This window comes from Pokkaliibacter sp. MBI-7 (assembly GCF_029846635.1).
Taxonomy (GTDB): Bacteria; Pseudomonadota; Gammaproteobacteria; order Pseudomonadales; family Balneatricaceae; genus Pokkaliibacter.
On the sequence record NZ_JARVTG010000002.1, the window covers coordinates 1414771 to 1434928 of the forward strand.

18 protein-coding genes and 1 tRNA gene are annotated in these 20158 nt (G+C 52.4%); 9 read left to right on the forward strand and 10 right to left on the reverse strand.

Translation table 11 applies throughout. The features are described from left to right. Window positions 1-157: 157 nt before the first annotated feature. Both QCD60_RS26135 and QCD60_RS26140 read right to left on the reverse strand, forming a co-directional pair. A tRNA-Gly gene (locus QCD60_RS26135) sits at window positions 158-233 on the reverse strand. Between the two features lie 229 nt (window positions 234-462). Beyond that, entirely contained in the window at window positions 463-849 is a 387-nt protein-coding gene (locus QCD60_RS26140) for a DUF3461 family protein (RefSeq protein WP_243409974.1), read from the reverse strand. A 314-nt stretch (window positions 850-1163) separates the two neighbouring features. On the opposite strand from QCD60_RS26140, the gene QCD60_RS26145 reads away from it, so the two are divergent. The 3 genes from QCD60_RS26145 (at window position 1164) to QCD60_RS26155 (ending at window position 5263) form a co-directional block, all read left to right on the forward strand. Then, complete coding sequence (locus tag QCD60_RS26145; RefSeq protein ID WP_104155174.1) at window positions 1164-1373, forward strand: cold-shock protein; 210 nt, start codon at window positions 1164-1166, stop codon at window positions 1371-1373. A 256-nt stretch (window positions 1374-1629) separates the two neighbouring features. Beyond that, a complete protein-coding gene (gene lon / locus QCD60_RS26150) occupies window positions 1630-4056 on the forward strand; it encodes an endopeptidase La (protein ID WP_279789899.1) in 2427 nt (808 codons plus the stop codon). A 151-nt stretch (window positions 4057-4207) separates the two neighbouring features. Then, window positions 4208-5263, forward strand: coding sequence for an amidohydrolase family protein (locus tag QCD60_RS26155; protein WP_279789900.1), 1056 nt, complete (start codon window positions 4208-4210; stop codon window positions 5261-5263). A gap of 25 nt (window positions 5264-5288) precedes the next feature. Here the strand turns inward: QCD60_RS26155 and folM are convergent, their stop codons facing one another. The 3 genes from folM to QCD60_RS26170 all read right to left on the reverse strand — a co-directional run bounded on the left by folM (window position 5289) and on the right by QCD60_RS26170 (window position 8127). Next, entirely contained in the window at window positions 5289-5999 is a 711-nt protein-coding gene (folM, locus tag QCD60_RS26160; protein WP_279789901.1) for a dihydromonapterin reductase, read from the reverse strand. Between the two features lies 1 nt (window position 6000). Next, window positions 6001-7011, reverse strand: coding sequence for an NAD(P)-binding protein (locus QCD60_RS26165; RefSeq protein WP_279789902.1), 1011 nt, complete (start codon window positions 7009-7011; stop codon window positions 6001-6003). Between the two features lie 219 nt (window positions 7012-7230). Next, on the reverse strand, window positions 7231-8127 hold the full coding sequence (locus QCD60_RS26170) for a TIGR01777 family oxidoreductase (RefSeq protein ID WP_279789903.1): 897 nt from the start codon (window positions 8125-8127) through the stop codon (window positions 7231-7233). A gap of 223 nt (window positions 8128-8350) precedes the next feature. On the opposite strand from QCD60_RS26170, the gene QCD60_RS26175 reads away from it, so the two are divergent. From QCD60_RS26175 to folX, 3 genes are all read left to right on the forward strand, one after another. Further along, complete coding sequence (locus QCD60_RS26175; protein ID WP_279789904.1) at window positions 8351-9352, forward strand: DUF523 and DUF1722 domain-containing protein; 1002 nt, start codon at window positions 8351-8353, stop codon at window positions 9350-9352. A gap of 65 nt (window positions 9353-9417) precedes the next feature. Next, a complete protein-coding gene (gene folE / locus QCD60_RS26180) occupies window positions 9418-9975 on the forward strand; it encodes a GTP cyclohydrolase I FolE (RefSeq protein ID WP_279789905.1) in 558 nt (185 codons plus the stop codon). A 91-nt stretch (window positions 9976-10066) separates the two neighbouring features. Further along, window positions 10067-10447, forward strand: a complete 381-nt coding sequence (gene folX, locus QCD60_RS26185) for a dihydroneopterin triphosphate 2'-epimerase (RefSeq protein ID WP_279789906.1) — start codon at window positions 10067-10069, stop codon at window positions 10445-10447. A 77-nt stretch (window positions 10448-10524) separates the two neighbouring features. Here folX and hemH read toward each other — a convergent pair whose 3' ends face one another. Continuing rightward, entirely contained in the window at window positions 10525-11526 is a 1002-nt protein-coding gene (gene hemH, locus QCD60_RS26190) for a ferrochelatase (RefSeq protein WP_279789907.1), read from the reverse strand. Window positions 11527-11694: 168 nt separating this feature from the next. Between hemH and QCD60_RS26195 the strand changes: the two genes are divergently transcribed. Continuing rightward, complete coding sequence (locus QCD60_RS26195) at window positions 11695-12630, forward strand: MerR family transcriptional regulator (protein ID WP_279789908.1); 936 nt, start codon at window positions 11695-11697, stop codon at window positions 12628-12630. Window positions 12631-12661: 31 nt separating this feature from the next. Next, a complete protein-coding gene (phrB, locus tag QCD60_RS26200) occupies window positions 12662-14074 on the forward strand; it encodes a deoxyribodipyrimidine photo-lyase (protein ID WP_279789909.1) in 1413 nt (470 codons plus the stop codon). Between the two features lie 36 nt (window positions 14075-14110). On the opposite strand, the gene QCD60_RS26205 is transcribed toward phrB, so the two are convergent. Then, entirely contained in the window at window positions 14111-14725 is a 615-nt protein-coding gene (locus QCD60_RS26205; RefSeq protein ID WP_279789910.1) for an HAD-IA family hydrolase, read from the reverse strand. Window positions 14726-14990: 265 nt separating this feature from the next. Here QCD60_RS26205 and astA point away from each other — a divergent pair, with 265 nt between their 5' ends. Then, window positions 14991-16037 carry an arginine N-succinyltransferase gene (gene astA / locus QCD60_RS26210; RefSeq protein WP_104155230.1) on the forward strand — a complete coding sequence of 349 codons (1047 nt, stop codon included), beginning with the start codon at window positions 14991-14993 and terminating at the stop codon, window positions 16035-16037. Window positions 16038-16126: 89 nt separating this feature from the next. On the opposite strand, the gene rraA is transcribed toward astA, so the two are convergent. The 3 genes from rraA to QCD60_RS26225 form a co-directional block, all read right to left on the reverse strand. Next, complete coding sequence (rraA, locus tag QCD60_RS26215; RefSeq protein ID WP_279789911.1) at window positions 16127-16630, reverse strand: ribonuclease E activity regulator RraA; 504 nt, start codon at window positions 16628-16630, stop codon at window positions 16127-16129. 189 nt (window positions 16631-16819) lie between these two features. Continuing rightward, a complete protein-coding gene (locus tag QCD60_RS26220) occupies window positions 16820-18700 on the reverse strand; it encodes a methyl-accepting chemotaxis protein (protein ID WP_279789912.1) in 1881 nt (626 codons plus the stop codon). Window positions 18701-18987: 287 nt separating this feature from the next. Beyond that, window positions 18988-20058, reverse strand: a complete 1071-nt coding sequence (locus tag QCD60_RS26225) for an NAD(P)-dependent oxidoreductase (protein ID WP_279789913.1) — start codon at window positions 20056-20058, stop codon at window positions 18988-18990. Window positions 20059-20158: the final 100 nt, after the last annotated feature.

Consider the following 20158-nt stretch of genomic DNA (forward strand, 5'->3'; position numbering starts at 1 on the left):
TCTACCAGGAGAACCCTGAAAATATCTTCACTACAACACAGATGATGTAGATGAACTTGAAAAACGAGGGTGCAACTAATAGTAGAACGCAGAAGAGGCAAATTTCAGACGCAAAAAAACCGCTTTGCGCGGCTTAAATATTGTACAACTTAAAACTTGGAGCGGGAAACGAGACTCGAACTCGCGACCCCGACCTTGGCAAGGTCGTGCTCTACCAACTGAGCTATTCCCGCTTTTAGGTCTACAAACACCGACTTAACTTCGCGTCTGGCGTTGAAGTGGTCGCTATACTACACACGCGACCTTAGCTTGGCAAGTGTTTGATTTCACGCAGTATGATCAGGCATAAGCTTACGGGTCAGATACGAATACTTCTGCCATTGCCACTCGCGACACAGTCAGTCTACAGCATGTAAACATGTTATGGGGCTGTTAAACAGCCCCAAGCACCTTTAAAAGGTATTACTTCATATTCTCGATTTGAGCACGCAAGTCAGTGATCTTGCGGCTGACCACTTTTTCGAGGTGATCCAGCTCTTCAAGTAGCAACTCTTTTTCACTCATCTTACGCTGGTCTTTAGCCACAAGACTGTCCAGCTCATCAACCGCACGCAACAGGAAAGGATTCATTTCACTTACCTCACGGTAGTGCTGCGCCCCTTCATTGATACGAACAGTTTTAACATAACGTTTGAATTTGAACTTTCTTGAACGGGCGAACCACTCACCTTTATCACGTTTCAGGTAGATCTTGATGACGTCTTCATCACCTTCCTGACGCAGGGTGTACTTTTCAATATCAGCAACGTCTTCAATGCCCATTTCAGCCAGATGGCGGTACTCAGTCATATTCAGCTCCAGTTTTAGACTAATACTTTGGTCGTATTCTATCAGAACTGCGATTGTGATGTTTATTAAAAACGACACCTGTTTCAAACATTAGGATAAAAATTTGATTCACGACAGCCTATTACCAGAGGATTCCACTATAGGATGATTCAAATGGTTACAACGACCATTGTGCTTTAGAGTGATCTCACCTATTCTCGGTAACAGGTTAAGTCTTCTGCCAGCAAGGTTATCAACTTAGATTACGAACCTTTTCTGTTAGAAAGCCTTGATCAAGCTTAATGAAATTGTTTATCGATCTGACAGGAGAGGTTATGTCTGATCCGCGCCAAGGTACCGTTAAGTGGTTCAATGACACCAAAGGTTTTGGTTTCATCGCTCAAGATAGCGGTCCTGATGTGTTCGTCCATTTCAGTGCCATTCAACAGAAAGGCCGTAAAACCCTGGTAGAAGGTCAGCGTGTCAGTTTCGATCTGGCAGAGAGCCAAAAGGGTTTGCAAGCTTCGAATGTGAACGTGCTCTGATTTGTTGGGTGGCGCCGCCTGGCGCCATCTCTTCCCTTTACAGCCATGCGCTAGCCTCCCACTCTCTTGTCTCGCGTCATCCACCACCCAGATTTTTCTCTTCTACTTCTGCACTTTAATTCTATCAAGACGTACCCATCTAAAGGTTCATGTTCAGAGCGGCTTGAGTACTCACTTCGCCAATACACTGGCAAATCTAGTGATACAGCCTTTCAACAGTCTCTGAAAACTCCCCCGTTAGAATTGGAGTTTATGAATGCCCGAACAGGAAGCCATTTCCCCCGAAGTCATCAGCGTAGAACAGTCGGGTTCAAGCCTGATCCTCCCTCATCAAGCACTGCCTGATAAATTACACTTACTGCCCGTAAACAATCGTCCTTTCTTTCCCGCTCAGATACACCCGTTAATGATAAGTGCGGAACGGTGGCAGGAAACGCTGGACCGCGTTATGCGAACCCCACATCAAATGGTGGGACTTTGCTATGTGGGGGATCAGAATCCAGACACATTGAGACCAGAAAATTTCTCCGCTATTGGCTGCATTGTTCGCGTACACAAGGTGAATGAGCAAGAAGGGCAGATCCAGTTTATTGCACAAGGCATTAAACGATTCCGTATTCGAGGCTGGCTGAGCAGAAAAGCTCCCTATCTGGTCGAAGTCGAGTATCCGGACCCCAAGGAAGAAGACCAAGACGAGCTGAAAGCGTATGGCCTTGCCGTTATTCAAGCAATCAAGGAGCTACTTCCCCACAACCCTTTGTATAGCGAAGAGCTGAAGCAATACCTAAACCACTTCAGTCCGAATGAGCCCTCTCCTCTTTGTGACTTCGCTGCAGCCATCACCACATCAAAGGGAAATGAGCTACAGGAGGTTCTGGATACGATTCCACTAGTACGGCGGATGGAGAAGGTACTAGTCCTCTTGCGCAAAGAGCTGGAGATGGTGCGCTTACAGAGTTCCATTCGAGAAGAAGTAAACAGCAAGATCCAGGATCGACAACGGGAATTCTTCCTCAAAGAACAACTAAAAGTCATTCAGCGAGAACTGGGACTGGAAAAGGATGACCGCAGCAATGATCTGGAAATGTTCCGCGCCCGACTGGAAAAGCTAACTCTTTCAGAGCCCGTCAGTCAGCGTATTGAAAGTGAGCTGCAGAAGTTATCGGTACTGGAAACGGGATCGCCAGAGTACGGCGTTACCCGCAACTACCTGGATTGGATAACATCAGTACCCTGGGGCGTGCATGGCAAAGATAAGCTTGATCTTAAACGTGCCCGGAAAGTGCTGGACAAACATCACGATGGTCTTGCCGATGTAAAAGAGCGCATTCTCGAGTTTTTAGCACTGGGCGCGTGGAAAGGTGAAGTCAGTGGTTCAATTGTATTGCTGGTTGGCCCTCCCGGGGTGGGCAAGACATCGATCGGCAAAGCGATTGCTGAATCACTTGATCGCCCCTTCTACCGGCTCAGCCTTGGTGGCATGCGGGATGAAGCTGAAATAAAAGGCCATCGCCGGACCTATATTGGTGCGATGCCAGGCAAACTGGTTCAGGCGCTGAAGGAAGTGGGTAAAGCCAACCCCGTTATTATGCTGGATGAAATCGACAAGCTCGGCGCGTCATATCAGGGAGATCCTGCATCTGCCCTGCTGGAAGTACTGGACCCTGAACAGAATAGCGAATTTCTGGACCACTATCTGGATGTGCGGCTGGATCTGTCCAAAGTGCTGTTCATCTGTACTGCCAATCAGCTCGATAGTATCCCGGGTCCATTGCTCGACCGTATGGAAGTCATTCGACTGGCAGGCTATTTAGCGGAAGAAAAGGTAGCTATCGCCAAACGTCACTTGTGGCCCAAACTACTGGAGCGTGCCTCTGTCGACAAAAAGAAAGTCAGTATCAAAGACGGCGCGCTTCGTGAACTGGTGCAGCATTACGCTCGTGAAGCGGGCGTACGACAACTGGAAAAATTACTACAGAAAATATTGCGCAAAGCAGTACGAAAACTGGTCGAAGATCCAGCGCTGAAAGATGTCAGTATCTCCAGCAAAAATTTGGTGGACTACGTGGGCACCCCTTACTTCCGGCCTGAAGAAGTGATGTACGGCACCGGCATAGTCACTGGCCTGGCCTGGACAGCAATGGGCGGAGCAACCTTGCCCGTTGAAGCCAATCAGATCCACCAGATCAATAGAGGCTTTAAACTGACAGGCAAGTTAGGCGATGTGATGAAGGAATCTGCAGAGATTGCCTATAGCTATGTGAGCAGCCATATCTCGGACTATGCCGGAAGCCCTGAACCCTTTGAGAAAGGCTTTATCCATCTCCATGTGCCGGAAGGAGCTACCCCTAAAGATGGTCCAAGTGCTGGGGTGACCATGGCTACCGCTCTGATATCACTGGCGTTGAACCAGCCCCCCAAAAAAGGCATTGCCATGACAGGAGAGCTGACGCTCACCGGCAAAGTCCTTCCTGTGGGTGGTATTCGGGAAAAAGTGATTGCGGCCAAACGCAGTGGGATTTTTGAACTGATCCTCCCTGATGCCAATCAACGAGACTTCAATGAGCTACCCGATCACGTCAAGGAAGGTATCACAGCTCATTTCGCGAAATACTACAGTGATGTGTTCAAAGTCGCCTTTGAAGCAACAGCCCTCTCTGGCAAGGTGAGCCGCAAAGGGTAATGCCTGTACCAGTGCTCCTGATCGGTATGACAGGAGCACTAATCTTCATTCTTTCGAGCTTGCTCAACCAAAATAACGAAGAGTGGGTTCCGGTTTTCTCCTCACTCTATTTTTCATAAAGTAGCTGCATTCTTTTGACAGGAATTCATGCATGAAGCAGCGCCTCACAACTGCCCCCCACAACCGCATACTCAAGCAGGCACTGCTTTGTGGCATAGGGCTTGGGCTGAGCATCTCTTCCTTTTACGCACCACAAGCTCAAGCACGCGAGTACCGCTACACGGATAGCCACCTCCACTACGTCGATTTCCTGCAGTACTCCCAGGGTATGCAGGCACTGTTACGACAAATGGATAAAAGCAATGTGGACTATGCCCAGATCATGGGTCTTGGCGTGGTAAAAAAATGGCAAGAGGACGAGCCGCAAAAGCCTCAATACCTGATGGCTGACGATGCACGAGCCTACTGGTACAGCGCGACAGATGAGTTAGTCGCCCGGGCAGTAGAACAGTTGCCTGCCAGTCAACGTGCCCGGTTCTTTCCTTTCATTACTGGCTTCAACCCTACCGACATGAACGCGGTTGATCACATTGAGCGCATGCTCACCTGGCACCCCGGGTTATGGAAAGGGATAGGAGAAGTACTACTACGTCACGATAATTTAACGGCACTCACGTATGGTGAGACGCCTCGCGCGAACAACAAAGCTATGGACCGCGTCTACTCTCTGGCAGCCAAAAACCATCTGCCCGTGTTGATCCACAGCAATATCACCTCTGTCTATCACCCTGATCCCATCTATAGAAAGGAATTGGAGGAGGCGGTATCAAGGCATCCTGACACCACCTTTATCTGGGCACATGCAGGCACCAGTGAAGCCATCAATCGCGAGCAATATCTGAAGTTCCTGCCTTCTTTGGTCAGTGAATTACTACAGCGCTACGATAACCTCTATATCGATTTGTCCTGGAGCGTTCTACACCCTTACATTCTGGATGATAAAAACAAGCCACGAAGTGAATGGCTGAGCCTGATCCGCAAATACCCACAGCGCTTTACCATTGGCTCGGATTTGATTGGCTACTTCGATGCGCTAGGCTCAACACTTGAGGACTACAATCCCCTGCTGGATGCATTGCCTACAGAGGTTGCCAATGATTTAGCGCGCGATAACTTTCTGCGCCTCATGGGGCTATCACCACGCTGATCATCAGCATGTAGAGAGAGGCTGGCTATTTGAGATGCCTGCCGCCGTGCAGGGGTAAGCTGGCACCCGTGACATAAGGGCTGTTAAACAGATAAAGAATGGTATCCAGTACCACCTGTTCACCAGGCACAATCTCCAGCAATGACTTCTTTACAGCCTTCAAGCGATACGCCTCGTCATCGTCCTCATTGAAGCAGATCAAGGCAGGGGCGATGGCATTGACCTTGATGGCAGGCGCAAACAATCTGGCAAACGAGAGTGTCTGGTTTTCCAGCCCCGCCTTGGTTGCTGCATAGGCAGCATGCTTATCGCTGCCTCTGTTTACCACCCAGTCCGTCATATGAATGATGTCTCGTGCGCCGTCATGAGACATAAGAAGTGGCTGGCAAGCACGATTTATCAGATAAGGCGCCAGCATATGGAGATTGAACATCTGCTGGAAATGCTCCGCAGCGAGTTCATCTACCTTATGGTCGGGATACCACAGCGAGGCATTATGGATGACTGCACGAAGTACAGTCACTTCAGCGGTTAATCGAAGTACAAAATCTTCGATACCCGACAGACTGGAAAAGTCAGCGGGAATCAGTCCGACCCCCGCCTCTTGCAAGACATCCAGCTCCGGGCGGGGCGTACGGTAGCTTACTACTACCTGATAACCCATCGCCTGCAAACCAAGCGCAGTAAAGAAACCGATACGCTGGCCGCCTCCTGTAATCAGGACAGTGCCACTCATATCAGGCACCGCAGGCGGCAATCACGCTCGCAGCGCAGCTCATACCGCTAACCCATGCGCCTTCCATCCCCTCGCCTGCCAGCCAGTCACCACACACGGCGAGTTTACGCTGATAGTCGAAGTAGGACGGGGCATCTCCTACTGGCGTGTGCTGGGCATAAAGCCAACGATGGGCCATGAGAGGCTTAACATCTTTCTCGGGAATATCCATGAAGCGAGCAAAGGCCACGCCCATAGCGGAAATAACATCCTCCTTGCTGGCACTGACCTCATCCACACTCCAGCGACGGTTGGCATAGAGTGTCCATATTTCACCCGGATGCTGACGCCCCGGCTTGGCACTATCACGAACCAGCCGACCTAACACGCGATGACCCTGAATATCCAGCCAGTCAAAAGGTTGTGTAGAAGGCATCGCCAGTTCAACAGCCAATGCCCAACAGGGGCTGGGTTTTACCCGACGTGAGTATTCCTGCAAAGCAGGTGATGAGTGCAATAAAGGCTCCGCCTGAGGAGCAGGCAGAGCTACGACGATAAAGTCGAAGTTACCATAGGAGGACTCTTCGCTGACCGGCGTCAGGTGATGACGGTGTGACTCGATATCAGTAATCCGTACCTTGTTATGTACCGTCAGCGGACTCAGCACTTCTTTGATCAGAGCGTGCATGTTCGGTAAGCCAACCCATTGCCGCTGGCCTCCGATCAAGCGCACACCTTCGCCTGGCATCCACTGCGCCTGACGAGGCTCCCACGCAGCTGCCACGCCAGTGCTTTCCAGCTCGCGCAGCCAGCCAATGAAGTCCGAACCCTGTGCCGTAAAACCGGGAATACCAAGATCAACACCGCTGGCACCTTCGTAGCGCTTGGCGCTCAGTCTGCCACCGACGCCACGACTCTTGTCGAACACTTCGACCTGATGCCCGGCATCGTGCAATTCTCTGGCAGCCACTGCGCCAGCCATTCCAGCACCGATTACCGCTATACGCTTGGCACTAAATTCATTATTTTTCATCTTTCATTCATCAGTTAACACGCTCTTCGCTTGAGGGCGAAAATAGCTGAAATCCCGAAACTTGCCTAGGGGTGACCACGACTCTATTACGTCCCTTTGTACCGCCTCTGGCATCCATCAATATTCCGTTGAATACGGATGCAAACCTTTCTATTTAATACTCATCTTGATGACATCCCGATGGCAGCAACAATCTACCCCGCCATCAACAGCTCTTGGTCAGGGAAACAGATCCGATAGCGCTCCTTGCAGCTGTGGATGGCGAAATGCATAGCCTGCCTCTGACAGGCGCTTGGGAATCACACACTGCCCTTCCGTCACCAGCTCTGCCGACTCTCCCATCAGCAACCCGATGACAACACCCGGCACGGGCAGCCAGCAGGGGCGACGCAATACGCTGGCCAGTTGCTTACTGAAGGTAAGATTGCTGACGGGATTGGGCGCAACCAGGTTAAACACACCAGAGAGAGTCGGATGGTTAAGCAGGAAGCACACCGCCTCAATCCAGTCCTGCCGATGAATCCAGGACATCATCTGATTTCCCGAACCGATAGGGCCGCCCGCCCCCAACCGAAATGGGGGAAGCATTTTACTGAGCGCTCCCTGATTGGCATCCAGCACAACACCCGTTCGCAACAGACAGACCCGAGCCCCGCGATCCTGCGCGTGTAACGCTGCTTCCTCCCAGTCACGACATAACTGATGCGGAAACGACTCCACACCACTGGAAGACTCGCTAAGAATAACGTTGGCTGGCTGACTGCCATAAAACCCGATAGCAGAACCACTGAGCAGTGTCGGAATGGTCCCTGGCGCCTCTGCCATCCATTTCACCAGCTGACGTGTCAGCCCGATTCGGCTCTCTCTGAGCTGCAGCTTACGCTCTGCAGTCCAGCGCTTGCCGACGATAGGTTCCCCCGCAAGGTTAATCACCGCGTCCCAGGAAGTGGACTCATGCGAAGGTAGCACCTCAACAGCGACCACCTGGGGTGGCAACTTCCGTCGTGCCTTTACGACACTCCGTACCCAGGCAGTGACCTGATGACCATCAGCGACCAGCCGGTGACAGAGCGCCGTCCCCAGAAATCCCGTCGCACCACTAACCAATATTTGCATATGCTTCCCTCGCCATGTCTATGAAGGCTGCATCAATCACGCTTGTCGCAGTCCATCACACTCAACCGCTGCAATCCAATCGGCCAATCTCAACGTATTGCTTGTAAATATGCGCTGAAAACTTAAAAAATTGTACAAAATTAATTTCATGTACAATAAAGTAAGACTCAGCTATCGCCGAACGAATCCATCGCCTGCACCTCAAACATTCTGGAGCAGCATTATGACTTACGCCGACATCACCACTACTTATTTAGCCGCAACAGATATGGCCCGACCTGGTATTACTCTGGGCATAAGCGCCTGCCTGGTTGGCCATGAAGTCCGCTTTAACGGCGGCCACAAACAGTCACACTACTGTTTAGATGTGCTTTCGAAGTATATGACGTTCAAGCCTTTCTGCCCGGAAGTTGGTATTGGCATGAGCGTTCCCCGGCAACCGATCAGATTGATTGGAGATCCTCACATACCTCGCGCCGTAGGCACCGTCGATCAGACTCAGGATGTTACCGATGCCCTGTATGAATACGGCGTTCGTACTGCGCAGGTCTGCGCTGGCAAAATTAGTGGCTACCTGCTGATGAAGAACTCGCCCAGTTGCGGCCTGCATCGTGTCAAAGTCTATCAGGCTAACGGGCACCCTCATCGCGAAGGTGGCCGGGGACCTTTTGCTCAGGCCTTGCTGGACAACCTGCCCTACTTGCCGATTGAAGAAGAAGGCCGGCTGAATGATGCGGTATTACGTGACAATTTTGTCACTCGCGTCTACACCTATCATGAGTGGCAACAGCTGATCGCAGAGGAACTGACGCCAGCGCGCTTGATTGGATTCCATTCACGCCACAAGTATCTGTTAATGGCTCATAGTCAGCAAACCTACAAAACACTGGGGAAAATGCTCAGCGATCTCAAGCATGCTGATCTGACCACTGTTGCCAATCAGTACTTTGCTACACTCATGGAGGCGCTATCGCAGCCCGCCAGCAGAAAAAACCATGCCAATGTACTGCTACATCTGGTGGGTTATCTCAAACGCAGCACCAGCAGCCAGACTCGTTACGACATCGTCGAGCGTATACATCAATTCCGCCAGGGCCTTTTGCCACTGGTAGTACCGATAACCCTGATCAAGCATCACATTGATCAGCAAACGCAGCCTTATCTGGCCCACCAGAGCTACCTGCAGCCACATCCAGAAAGCCTGGGCCTGCGTAATTCAATCTGACGCCATAGCTGTACGCAGCAAAGTAGTACGCAGATGGCAGCCTTTGACTGAGTGAGAACACAGACATGGATACAGAGTTAGCACTGCATTACCGGGCAATACTGGAAAAACTGGGTGAAGACCCCAGCAGAGAGGGCTTGCGTGATACTCCGAAACGCGCCGCCAAAGCCATGGAGTTTCTTACCCGTGGTTACCAGACTGAACTGGACACCATCATCAACGGTGCGATTTTTTCCTCTGACAATGATGAAATGGTCATAGTGCGAGACATTGAACTCTACTCCCTGTGTGAGCATCACCTGCTGCCTTTTATTGGCAAAGCTCATGTCGCCTACATCCCTCAGGGTAAGGTACTGGGCCTGTCCAAGATTGCTCGTATTGTCGACATGTTTGCCCGCCGTCTGCAGATTCAGGAAAACCTCACCAAGCAAATTGCTGACTGCATACAAACCGTGACGCAGGCAGCGGGGGTGGCCGTCAGCATCGAGGCCAAGCACCTGTGCATGATGATGCGCGGGGTGGAGAAACAAAACTCAGTGATGAATACCTCAGTGATGCTTGGCAGCTTTCGGACCAATCAAGCGTCACGTAACGAATTTTTGCAGCTGATCAGAGGCAACTGAACTGATCAGCCCTGCGCATCCAGATAGCTGAAACCTCTCTCATCCTGTGCAATATGGAGCAGGAGACACCGCCATCCAGAAGGATAGAGTCATGACGAGCCAGTCATACCAGTTGGAACCCGCCACCATAAGAATCAAGAATTTACGGTTGCGTACCTACATCGGCATCAAGGAAGAAGAAATCAATAACCGTCAGGACGTGGTTATCAATGTGCGCATTCGTTACGACGCTGAACGTGCGGCCTCAAGCGATGATATGGATAACGCTCTCAACTACCGTACCATCACCAAAGCGATCATCCACTATGTGGAAGAGCACCGTTTCCATCTGCTGGAGAAGCTGTGCCAGGAGGTGCTGGATATCGCCCTGACGCATCGTGATGTTCTTGAAGCCTGGGTGGAAATTGACAAACCCCATGCCCTGCGCTTTGCCGACTCGGTATCCATGGAATTACATGGCAGACGCTATTGAGCAGGAACAATAACTCAGCGACCACAACGATCAACGAGCCACCGCTACAGTGGCTCGCAACCAGGCCTTCCAGTGCGTTAAAGATGAGGCTCAAGCAGAGCCACCAGCGCCTTGATATGGCTGATGTCATCGTTCAGGGCTGGCACATAGTGATACTGCTCACCACCGGCCTCCATAAACACCTCTTTGTTCTCCCGACCTATTTCATCGATGGTTTCCAGGCAGTCGGCGGAAAAGCCCGGACAAATAACCGCGACGGACTTCACCCCCTGACCAGGCAGGTGCTCCAGAGTCATGTCGGTGTATGGCTGCAACCATTCAGCCTTGCCAAAACGCGACTGAAACGTGGTCATGTATTGCTCTGCACTCCACCCCATGCGTTCAGCAACCAATCGGGTGGTCTTTTGGCAGTAGCAGAAGTAAGGGTCCCCCTTCAGGTGATATTCCTTGGGCGTGCCATGATAGGAAAACAGCCACTTTTGCGGAATACCATACCGCTCAATATGGCGACCAATAGACTCGCACAATGACGCTATGTAGCCAGCATGCTGGTGATAGGTGTTGATAAAGCGCACTTCGGGCACCCAGCGCCAGCGCTGCAGTTCAGCACTAACAGCATCAAACGTAGACCCTGTGGTAGCTCCGGAATACTGCGGATAGAGGGGCAGCACCACCAGTCGCTCAACTTGCTGCTTCTTCAGCTCTGCGAGCGCCTGAGCAATGCTGGGATTACCATATCTCATCCCTAATACGACAGGAGTATCCGTCCCCAGTGCCACCTGAATCTGCTGCCGTTGCTGTTCAGCAATATGCAGCAAGGGAGAGCCATCACTGGTCCATACTTTCTTGTAAAGCGCAGCAGAACGCGACGGCCGCACACGCAGGATGATGCCATGCAGAATCATCCACCAGGGCAAACGTGGCATTTCGATAACCCTAGGATCCCACAGGAACTCGGCCAGATAACGTCGTAGTGCCGATGCCGTTGGGGCATCCGGCGTACCCAGATTAGACAGCAGGACACCTGTCCGGGTCCCTGCCTGATGCTCGAACTCTTTAATCCCTTTGAACTGGCTCACAGACAGCCTCTCTTACAACTCTTGGTCAAGTGACATAGCTGCCACCATAAAACGATAGAATAACTTATACAAATATCTAATAACGTACAAATATTTGACAACTTGCACAGAACAGCAAAAACTCTGCCCTGTGGTAGTAGGATCCACCGCAAACAGAGCACGCTAACCATGTCCGATACACCCTTATTGCAATTCGACACCCACCTTCCAGACGAAGAAGCCCTCTTTCCGATCCGTGAGGTATCGCGTCAGACCGGTGTCAATTCGGTCACCCTGCGCGCGTGGGAACGTCGCTATGGCCTGATCAAACCATTACGCACCAGCAAGGGCCATCGCTTATACAGCACCGAGCACGTAACACGGGTGCAATGCATTCTCGAATGGCTGGGCCGTGGTGTCGCTATCAGCCGGGTACGCGAGCTGCTTGATCGCCCGGAACCCGCCGCGGCTTTAGTGGGTGATACTGACAATACCTGGCAACTGTATTTCACCCAGATGCATACCGCGGTTAAAAGCTTTAACGAAAACCGTCTCGATGACGCCCTCAATCAGGCGCTGGCTCTCTACCCGGTAGAAAGTGTGGTACAGCGCCTGATCCAGCCCTTGCTGACACAGCTGCAACAGGAATGGCTGAGTCTCCCTGTCGGCGCGGCACTGGAGAAACAATTCCTGTTTGGTTATCTGCGTACCAAGCTGGGTATGCGGCTGTTTCATGCCAATCGTACTCAACCGGGAAAAACCCTGTTACTGGCAGGCCTGACCAGTGACGCAGAGGAAGTTGAACTGCTTCTGCAAGGTGCTATTGCCAGTGCACTGGGCTTTCGCGTGATCAGCCTCGGTACTGCCATCCCCATCAGAGAAATTCCTCTGGCACTGGACCACACCCAGGCCGATGCCCTGCTGCTGCATAGCGATCAGCGTCTGGATCGCTCAATGGTGCTCAGCGAATTACCCAGGCTACGGCAGCTCTATCCCCATTTGGCCATCGCCATGCACGGGCATTGCAGCCAGATACACCAACAGACGTTTGCAGAGCTGGCGATTCAGACGTCAACCGAAGCACCACACTTGTTGATGCGCAAACTGCTACAACCCGGCAGCTGAACATCCGCAACCGGATTCAGGTGGAGAATTAATGATGCAACTAGTGTGGTTTCGCAACGATCTGCGCACCCTCGATAACACTGCCCTTCACTACGCCTGCAAGCGTGGTCAGCCAGTCACCGCAGTGGTAGCCATAACCCCGGAGCAGTGGCAAAGCCATGGTGACGCACCAGTCAAACAGAGCCTGTATTATAGAAGCCTGCTGACACTGAAGTCGTCGCTGGCGCAATTGAATATTCCTCTGAAGGTCATTGAAACTGCCAATTTTGCTGGCCTGCCACAACAGATTCTGGATCTGTCACTGCAGCTGGGCTGCACAGCCATCCACGTGAATCGCCACTACGAGTGGAATGAACGCCAGTGTGAAGAAGAACTCGCACGCCTTGCTGTTCAGACCGGGATCGAAATCCAGCGTTACACCGATCAGGTCTTCCATGAGCCCGGCTCGGTGCTGACTGGCAAAGGCGAGTACTACACTGTATTCACCCCGTTCAAGAAAAACATCTGGCCCACACTCACTCAACAGCCTCCCCAAAGCTATCCCGTACCGCCTGCCTGCCCCGCCAGTACAGTGACAGCCGACGACATACCGAGCTGGCTGGAAGCTGATGAAGCAGGGCTGCGCGCTGATCTTTGGCCAGCAGGTGAAGAAGAAGCGATCAGACGTCTGGAGCTGTTCGTTGAACGAAAACTGCCGATGTACGGGCAACTGCGAGACATTCCTTCACAACCGGGCACCAGCACCCTGTCTCCCTATCTGGCACTGGGAATCATTTCACCCCGCACCTGCCTGCACTATGCGCTGTCGCGACTGCCAGAGGCACGAGCCCATCAGGGAGCAGAAACCTGGATCAACGAGCTGATCTGGCGGGACTTTTACAAGCATATTCTGGTGGGCTTTCCTCGTGTCAGTAAACACAGAGCGTTCAAGCAGGACACCGAAGCGCTGGCCTGGCGTTACAGCGACAGGGATCTGCAACGCTGGCAACAGGGACAAACAGGCTATCCACTGGTCGATGCTGCTATGCGCCAGCTCAACCAGACAGGCTGGATGCATAATCGCCTGCGCATGGTAACGGCCATGTTCCTCAGCAAGCACCTGTTACTGGACTGGCGGCTCGGTGAAGCTTATTTCATGAGCAAACTGGTTGATGGTGATCTGGCCGCCAATAACGGTGGCTGGCAGTGGAGTGCATCGACCGGCACCGATGCTGCACCCTACTTCCGCATCTTCAATCCAGTCAGCCAATCAGAAAAGTTTGATCCTGAAGGCCGCTTTATCCGTCGCTTTGTCCCTGAGCTTGCCCATCTTGATAACAAGACGATCCACTCGCCCTGGCTCGCGGGCAAGGTAGCCAACTATCCCGCACCGATGGTTGACCACAAATTTGCACGCCAGCGCGTACTGGACAGCTTTCAGGCCCTGAAAGACATCTCTGCCTGAATACCAACAGCGCTCAACGTAATTGAAAACGGGTAGTTAAAGAGCGCCCAGCACGTCACGCCAGTCAACATAGTGATGGTCCGTCAGTGCGGGCCATAGGGATTCTCTGCCTACCAGAAGCGTTGCCACACCAGCGGCCCGCCCAGCCGAGAGATCATAGTGAAAGTCCCCCACCATGACGGCGGTAGAAGTGCCGGCCTGCCAGAGGCTGAGCAGCTTGTGAATACCCGCAGGGTCTGGCTTGGCTGCCGCATCTTCCCTGGCCAGAATGCAGTCTTCCGCGAAGAATGACAGCAGCTCGCTGTGATGCAGACCTGCCAGAACGGCCTGACGATGATTACGACTCAACACCCCTACACGATAGCCCTGCGAGTGTTTTTCCTTCAGCTTGACCAGCACTTCACGTGCCCCGGGCATCACCGTTGACTGCTCGGCAGCGCGAACCTCAAAGGCCGTTACGATGGCCTCAGCATCTTGCTGCTGGGCCTCATTTAGACTGCCGACATGTGCCAGAATATCGACTCCAGCCGCAATACCCAGCGCTTCGCGCATCCCGACAAAATCCAGTGGATTGCGAATCAGCGTCCCATCCAGATCAAATATCCAGGAACGGTACCGTGCCAAACCAGACGCCATTTCAACTACCGCCATTCAATGCTCCCAAGCACCCATTAAATCACTGAAAATTATCGACTTATTCAACTGTGCCACGATCTTGGCCGAATGCGACCTGGACTGGACTTATTTCTGCGTGCTCATTATAAGAACACCTTTAGGACCTGCTGTACGCCAGACTGGCGAAGCAAGACCCTGCTCTCGAATTTCGCATCAGGACATGGCCGTCACACGCACAAGTCCTAAACATGTGCATAAACGTCAGGCTGGTCAGGACCACTTACTCAACAAAGGTGAAGCTATGCTGGTTATTCGCCCTATAGAACCTGAAGATTATCCGGCGCTGTACACCATTGCCGAAGAGTCCGGCGTAGGTTTTACCTCGCTGCCTCTCAATGAAGAAATTCTGCAGGACAAAATCGCCACATCGAAAGAGTCCTTCGCCAAAAATATTACCCAGCCAGGTCAGGAAAACTACCTGTTCGTACTCGAAGACCAGGCCACTGGCGAAATCGTCGGGACCACGGCTATTGTGGCTTCAGTGGGTATGTCGTCACCCTTCTATCATTACCATCGAAGTGTTGTGGTACACGCCTCCCAGGAGCTGGGTGTACACAACAAGATGGAAGTATTGATTCTCTGCAATCACTACACCGGCTGCACTGAGATTTGCACGCTGTTCCTACGCGAACCCTACCGCTCAGGTACCAATGGCCGCCTGCTGTCCAAATCACGCTTCCTGTTTCTGGCAGACTTTCCGGAGCGCTTCAGTAACAAGGTGATCGCCGAGATGCGCGGCTACTCTGACGAAAATGGACAGTCACCGTTTTGGGGCTGGCTGGGCGAGAACTTCTTTAAAATCGACTTCGCCCGTGCGGACTATCTGGTAGGTATGGGTAACAAGGTTTTTATTGCCGAGTTGATGCCGAAATACCCTCTGTACGTCAACCTGCTGTCCAAACAGGCACGTGATGCCATCAGTCAGGTTCACCCCAAGACAAAACCTGCCTTGCGTCTGCTGGAGAAGGAAGGATTCAAGCACGTAGGCTACATCGATATTTTTGATGGCGGCCCTACTGTGGAAGCGGAACTGACCGAACTAAACTCAATCCGCAACAGTCGGCTGAAAGTGGCCCGAATCGGCGATGTGGCGGAAGACGAAGAACTGTATCTGATCAGCAACCGCGGGCTGGAAAACTATCGCTGCACGATTGCACCAGTCAAAGTGCTGGAACATGACCGCGTACTGCTTTCCCAGCAGCTGGCTGATGCTCTGCAGATCAGCGAAGGCGATAGCGTGCGTATTGTCGCCGTCGACGGTTATTACCGCGAACGCTACCGTCTCTGATATGAGCTACTGACCTTCACCGGAAAACAATCAGGCCGACATAATGTCGGCCTGATTGTTTGCTACTTCGAGGTCAGCGACAACGTCACTTACTCTTCGTCTTCTTCTGGCAGCTCTAATAGTTTGGCAGAGACCAGCACACCGTTCATGTCCGCATAGACATACTGACCGGGAATAAACTCCACACCACCAAAGCGCACGGGCACGTTGAGATCGCCCAGACCACGACGGTTACTCTTCACCGGGAAAGTCGCCAGTGCATGAACACCGATGTCCATCTCACCGATCAGCCCTGCATCACGGATACAACCGTAAACAATAATACCCTCCCAGCCATTGCTCATGGCCTCTTCCGCCATCAGATCGCCACACAGTGCATGGCGCATGGAGCCACCACCGTCAACCACCAGCACCTTACCTTCCCCGGGCAACGCAACCTGTTCTTTGACCAGCGAGTTATCTTCAAAACACTTGATGGTAACGATTTCACCACCGTAACTGAGGCGGCCGCCGTAGCAGCTGAACATGGGTTCGACGACACGGACATCATCAGGAAAGGCATCACACAAATCGGGCAGAAGATCGAGACGCATGGGTTGCTCCTTGAGGATCAGATGTGAATATTTGCCTGCGCATAGTAGCAGCTTCACATCATAAACTAAGCGAACGATGTGACGAATTAGTCTAATGCACTGCAACACACCATCAACGTTCAGTCTGCATGATCAGATAAACGACAAAGCCGCCCGAAGGCGGCCTTACTACAGTCTGCTATAAGCGAATCAGAGTTTGAACTGCCCCATCTCCCGCTTCAGCAAATCAGCGACATCGGTCAGACGCTCTGCACCTTTGCGCGACTCAGCGGCAGCAACGGCCAGCTCATCAGCAACCTCTTTGATGGAAGTCGTGTTGCGACTGATATCATCGCTCACCGCTTTCTGTTCCTCTGCAGCACTGGCAATCTGTACCGCACGATCACTGATCTGGTTGATAGAGTCAGTGATTTCTCCAAGGCTGTTACTGACAGACTCTGCATCGACCACGCTACTGGTGGCCAGCTGACCACTCTTTTCCATGTACTGCACGGCGGTGCGGGTAGTGTTTTGCAACTGCTCGATCATCTTCTGAATTTCTTCAGTAGAGCTATGAGTACGCTGAGACAGCACACGTACTTCATCGGCAACCACCGCAAAACCACGCCCCTGCTCCCCAGCACGCGCAGCTTCTATCGCCGCATTCAGTGCCAGCAGGTTGGTCTGCTCAGCCACGCCCTGAATAGTGGCCAGAATGCTGCTGATACCCTGCGCGTGGCGATTCAGCTCATTGATAACGTTGGTTGAACTTTCGATTTCACTGGCAAGCGTAACAATGGAGTCACGGTTGCGCTTAACCAGCCCCATCCCCTGCTCACAGGACTTCGCCGAACTGCGCGCTGCGTGCGCCGTCTCTTCTGCATGCTGTGCCACTTCATTCGCTGCCACCGCCATCTCATGCATGGCAGTCGCTACCTGGGTGATCTCCTGTTGCTGCTGGTTGACTTCGTGATCAGTACGGACGGCATTCTTCATGCCCTTGTCTGCTTCGTCATTAAGGTCATCCGCTGCCTTGGCGACCCTTCTCATGATTGGCTGGATGTGCTCGATGAAAGCGTTGAAGTTGGCAGAAATCTTACCCAGCTCATCGTTGCTGTTAACGGCCAGCCGTTTGGTCAAATCGCCCTGACCGCTGGCCACTTCGTGTAAGGCTGCAGAGACCTCGGCCAAAGGGCGCAGTAAGCGAGACAGTCCCACCACCGCCAGGGCAATGAAGACTACAAAAATAACCAGACAGATCAGAATGGCGCTGGTCAGAAGATTATCCAGTGAGGCAAATACTTCATCAGGATCAACCAGTGACATCAGGTACCAGTCACTACCATCAACATGCGTGACCTTGGCCAGCTTACTGGTGCCATCGAGGGTCACTGCTGTCAGCTCCTTAGCCTGATCCAGACGCGCTAACTCGCTGGCATTGATACCGGCCACCACGTTGGAGAATGGCTTGAGCACCTGATTCTTGTCTTTGTAGGCGATAATCTGGCCCTTACCATCCACCAGCATGGCAGTCCCCTGCTCGCCCAGATCAATGGCCAGGACGGTTTTAACAATGTCATTGATAAAGACATCGCCACCGTATACGCCGAAGCGCTTACCGTCACCGTCTTTACCCGGCATCACCACGGTGATCACCAGATCGCTGGTGGTAGCATCAATATAGGGTTCAGTCACTGACAGCTTATTCGTCTGCTGAGCCAGCTGATACCACGGGCGCTTGCGGGGGTCATAACCCGCCTTCGGAGAGCGGCCATCGCTGTAAACCATGTCACCGTCTTCAAAACCCGCATAGGCCACCGAGAAGTGACCGCTGTCATTGGCGATGGATAGCGCCTTGGTCAGGAACTCTTTGGCTGGCTGCGCTTTGGCTACCGTGCTGATTGCACTGAGCTTGCCATCCAGCCACTCGCCAATGCGACCTGCTGTCTGGGTGTTGGTAAGTACTACCTTGGCAACCACATCGGCTTCCAGGCTTTGGCGGAATTGTAAGTATGCAGAAGTGGTAAGCAGTGCAGTGACCACCAGTATGACCAGTGAGACAAAGACAAGTAGTTTCCGTTTTAAAGTCATAGTCGATTCTCTGAACAGAATATGAGTTTTGGCTCTGTTGCGATTTAAAAAGTCACCCGCCAAACGTGCATTATCGAAATGAATAATTACATCCGCTCGGGTTGTCCGAACGCTCAACTACCAACTCGAGACTTGTCACCAGTCCAGTTAACTGAATGCTGGATCCATAGGCCATAGCAAGCAGCGACACCGTGCGACAGACATATCTGCGGCTCGATGTCGCGAACTCTCAGAGTGTAGTACAGGAATGAGCAGGGAGAGCAGACGTCAGCGTGTTACTGACGCCTTCATGCGGATTTCTGAGGTTTTCGGGCGGGTTTACGGCTTGTTCTTCTTCCCCGGCTTGGTTTACTCGGCGCTTTGACTGCAGCAGGAGCCATTTGCTGATGCTGCAACTCAGCGGCCCGGTAATAACGCAGCTCGAAATTTTGCGTTTTCTGCAATTTTTGCAGCACCTGCAACTGGTTAGCCGCCTCCTGACGCTTGGTATAACAAGCGACCCAGAGCAGCACACCACCCTGTTGCTCCCACTGCAGCCACTGCGCATGAGCAGGCAGTACATCCAGAGGGACTTCATTTGGCCTTGCAGCCTCAGGGACTAACGCTGCACTGTGTTCGTGCAGCACAGGATAGTCAGCACAGTGAGCAGCATAGAGTTGAGGCAAGGCCTGTATATCGGCATCTGCAGGCAGATGCCAGACAATCAGAACAGGCTGCGCAGGCTCGGTGGCCACCTCAGTTGCAGCCTTTCCATTGCTTTCAGGCATGTGTACTGACTGCGCGTCTGCACCGTCCTCAGGGTTCGTCAGAACCGTGACAACCTCTTCGGAAATGGGGTCCGCTGTACACTCATCAACGTGGCTGACAGTGTCATTCATTGTAGGGTCAGCACTGTCCTGAGACAGCGTCGCTGCAACGGGCTGATCTGCAAGCACCTCTGCAGTAGCACACACCTCTGTAGTAGCACACACCTCTGTAGTAACAAGGTGGCGTGCCGCCGAAGACAACACTGGAATACTGGCTGCTTCGGCCGAGACGGAAGACGCATGGAATACGGGCAGGCCACGCTCTCTGGCCCAGCCTAGCAACAGGGTATCCAGCTCTGCATCATCAGTGGCAATACTAACGATCTGCCATGGACGGCTGAGCACTTCTTCCGGTTGCCCCTTGTGGATCCAGTGGATACCACCATCACGAGCCAGCAATTGCATGGACTCCGCCAGAACGGGCGCACAGACACTGACATTGCCGCCAAGCGCCAGCAGTGCTCTCACTGCCCTGTCGGCCGCTTCAGCACCTCCCATCACCAGACAGGCGCAACCTTTGATATCAAACGAATTAAACGCAGAATTCATCATAGTCAGGTGATCGACCTTCATTCCTCAAAATCACTGCATCAGGGGAGCAACATAACGAACAGCCCCAACACAGCAATGAGCAGCTTTACTTCCCGGTTAC

Excerpts from the sequence above, each read along its gene's own strand:
- QCD60_RS26140 (WP_243409974.1), bottom strand. The coding sequence starts at position 849 with ATGACTGAGTACCGCCATCTGGCTGAAATGGGCATTGAAGACGTTGCT.
- QCD60_RS26145 (WP_104155174.1), top strand. The coding sequence starts at position 1,164 with ATGTCTGATCCGCGCCAAGGTACCGTTAAGTGGTTCAATGACACCAAA.
- lon (WP_279789899.1), top strand. The coding sequence starts at position 1,630 with ATGCCCGAACAGGAAGCCATTTCCCCCGAAGTCATCAGCGTAGAACAG.
- QCD60_RS26155 (WP_279789900.1), top strand. The coding sequence starts at position 4,208 with ATGAAGCAGCGCCTCACAACTGCCCCCCACAACCGCATACTCAAGCAG.
- folM (WP_279789901.1), bottom strand. The coding sequence starts at position 5,999 with ATGAGTGGCACTGTCCTGATTACAGGAGGCGGCCAGCGTATCGGTTTC.
- QCD60_RS26165 (WP_279789902.1), bottom strand. The coding sequence starts at position 7,011 with ATGAAAAATAATGAATTTAGTGCCAAGCGTATAGCGGTAATCGGTGCT.
- QCD60_RS26170 (WP_279789903.1), bottom strand. The coding sequence starts at position 8,127 with ATGCAAATATTGGTTAGTGGTGCGACGGGATTTCTGGGGACGGCGCTC.
- QCD60_RS26175 (WP_279789904.1), top strand. The coding sequence starts at position 8,351 with ATGACTTACGCCGACATCACCACTACTTATTTAGCCGCAACAGATATG.
- folE (WP_279789905.1), top strand. The coding sequence starts at position 9,418 with ATGGATACAGAGTTAGCACTGCATTACCGGGCAATACTGGAAAAACTG.
- folX (WP_279789906.1), top strand. The coding sequence starts at position 10,067 with ATGACGAGCCAGTCATACCAGTTGGAACCCGCCACCATAAGAATCAAG.
- QCD60_RS26195 (WP_279789908.1), top strand. The coding sequence starts at position 11,695 with ATGTCCGATACACCCTTATTGCAATTCGACACCCACCTTCCAGACGAA.
- phrB (WP_279789909.1), top strand. The coding sequence starts at position 12,662 with ATGATGCAACTAGTGTGGTTTCGCAACGATCTGCGCACCCTCGATAAC.
- QCD60_RS26205 (WP_279789910.1), bottom strand. The coding sequence starts at position 14,725 with ATGGCGGTAGTTGAAATGGCGTCTGGTTTGGCACGGTACCGTTCCTGG.
- astA (WP_104155230.1), top strand. The coding sequence starts at position 14,991 with ATGCTGGTTATTCGCCCTATAGAACCTGAAGATTATCCGGCGCTGTAC.
- rraA (WP_279789911.1), bottom strand. The coding sequence starts at position 16,630 with ATGCGTCTCGATCTTCTGCCCGATTTGTGTGATGCCTTTCCTGATGAT.
- QCD60_RS26220 (WP_279789912.1), bottom strand. The coding sequence starts at position 18,700 with ATGACTTTAAAACGGAAACTACTTGTCTTTGTCTCACTGGTCATACTG.
- QCD60_RS26225 (WP_279789913.1), bottom strand. The coding sequence starts at position 20,058 with ATGATGAATTCTGCGTTTAATTCGTTTGATATCAAAGGTTGCGCCTGT.